We start from the raw sequence: 1744 nt of genomic DNA, 5'->3' as shown, positions 1-1744 counted from the left end.
CGGGATCCGAAGAGCAGCGGGTCGTCGGCGCCGAGCGCGACCGTCGCACCGGCGTCGAGCAGGGTGGGCAGCGGCACCGAGGTGAGGTCGGAGTAGACGCCGAGGGCGACGTTGGAGACCGGGCAGACCTCCAGAGCGACGCCCGCCTCGATGATGCGGTCGAGCAACGCCGGGTCCTCGGCGGCCCGCACGCCGTGGCCGAGGCGATGGGCGTGCAGGTGGTCGAGACAGACCCGGATGTGGTCGGGCCCGAGCAGCTCCCCGCCGTGCGGCGCGAGCAGCAGGCCGGCGCGCTCGGCGATCGCGAACGCCGCGGCGAACTCCGAGGTCCGGCCGCGCCGCTCGTCGTTGGACAGGCCGAAGCCGACCACGCCGCGGTCGGCGTACTGCGCGGCCAGGCGGGCCAGGGTGCGGGCGTCGAGGGGATGACGGGTCCGGTTGGCGGCGATGACGACGGCCATGCCGATCCCGGTGCGCTCCGACGCGTCCCGGACCGCGTCGAGCACCAGGTCGGTGAAGGCCGAGATCCCGCCGAAGCGGGCGCCGTAGCCGCTGGGGTCGACCTGGATCTCCAGCCACCGGCCGCCGTCGCGTACGTCGTCCTCGGCCGCCTCGCGCACCAGCCGTCGTACGTCCGCCTCGGTGCGGAGCACCGAACGGGCGACGTCATAGAGACGCTGGAAGCGGAACCATCCCTTCTCGTCCGCGGCCGTCAGCTGCGGCGGCCACTCGGAGACGAGCGCGTCCGGCAGCTGGATGCGGTCGCGGGCCGCGAGCTCGAGCAGGGTGTCGTGCCGCATCGAACCGGTGAAGTGCAGGTGGAGATGAGCCTTGGGCAATGCCTGGAGGTCCCGCACGCCGCCCATCGTAGGGCGCGGTCCCCGAGGGCTCTGGGCGGCGGTCACTCGTCGAAGGCGACCGGGCTTTGGCGGCCTGTGGGTGCCATGCGTAGACTCCACCCTTGGTGGATCTCCACATGATGGAGTGCGCCCCGAAACAGGTGGCGCCAGCTCGATCGGAGAGCCCGAAGGGCACTAGCTCAATTGGCAGAGCATCGGCCTCCAAAGCCGAGGGTTGGGGGTTCAAGTCCCTCGTGCCCTGCAAGAGATGAACACGACGAAGGAAGGGTGAGCAGCGTGTCGGATGCTTCCGCAGCCCGTGGAGGCCGCAAGGACCCCGCGGACGGCAAGCAGACTGGTGACCGCACCGGGCCGCTGACCTTCTACCGCCAGGTCGTCGCCGAGTTGCGCAAGGTCGTCTACCCGACCCGCGAGCAGCTCGTGACCTACTTCTTCGTCGTGCTGTTCTTCGTGCTCGTGATGATCGCGATCGTGTCGCTGCTCGACCTGGGTCTGGGCAAGCTGGCGTTCGAGGTCTTCACCGGCGCGGACGACATCTGAGCCACGCGCCCGGATTCCCCGCAACCGAGTCCCACAACTGATGGAGCATCACGTGTCGGAGCAGTACGACCCGGCCCCCGAGGCTGACGAGGCGTTCGACGCCGCTGACGAAGCGGCCGACGACGCCGCCGACGTCGACCTCGACGAGGACGCCACGGTCGACGAGACCGAGGCCATCGAGGAGCAGGACGCCGAGGAGTCCGCGGAGGAAGCCGAGGAGGCGACCGAGGGCGACACCGAGGAGCCCGCCGACGAGGACCCGCTCGAGGCGTTCCGCCGCGAGCTGTGGGCCAAGCCCGGTGACTGGTTCGTCGTGCACACCTACTCCGGCATGGAGAACAGGG

At 70.5% G+C, this 1744-nt stretch carries 2 protein-coding genes, 1 tRNA gene and 1 pseudogene; 3 read left to right on the top strand and 1 reads right to left on the bottom strand.

The annotated features are described in order from the left end of the window. The coding region (locus E9934_RS19335) for an adenosine deaminase (RefSeq protein ID WP_238695063.1) at positions 1-857 on the bottom strand (857 nt) is incomplete at its 3' end. Positions 858-1028: 171 nt separating this feature from the next. Here E9934_RS19335 and E9934_RS19330 point away from each other — a divergent pair. From E9934_RS19330 to E9934_RS19320, 3 genes and pseudogenes are all read left to right on the top strand, one after another. After that, positions 1029-1101: transfer RNA gene (locus tag E9934_RS19330), tRNA-Trp, on the top strand. 35 nt (positions 1102-1136) lie between these two features. Beyond that, positions 1137-1400, top strand: coding sequence for a preprotein translocase subunit SecE (secE, locus tag E9934_RS19325; RefSeq protein ID WP_158295082.1), 264 nt, complete (start codon positions 1137-1139; stop codon positions 1398-1400). A gap of 52 nt (positions 1401-1452) precedes the next feature. Further along, positions 1453-1744 (top strand): annotated as a pseudogene (locus E9934_RS19320) (transcription termination/antitermination protein NusG); the annotation flags it as partial.

The organism is Nocardioides caeni, from assembly GCF_004912195.1.
GTDB lineage: Bacteria > Actinomycetota > Actinomycetes > Propionibacteriales > Nocardioidaceae > Nocardioides > Nocardioides caeni.
This window is presented reverse-complemented; position numbering and strand designations above follow the sequence as displayed.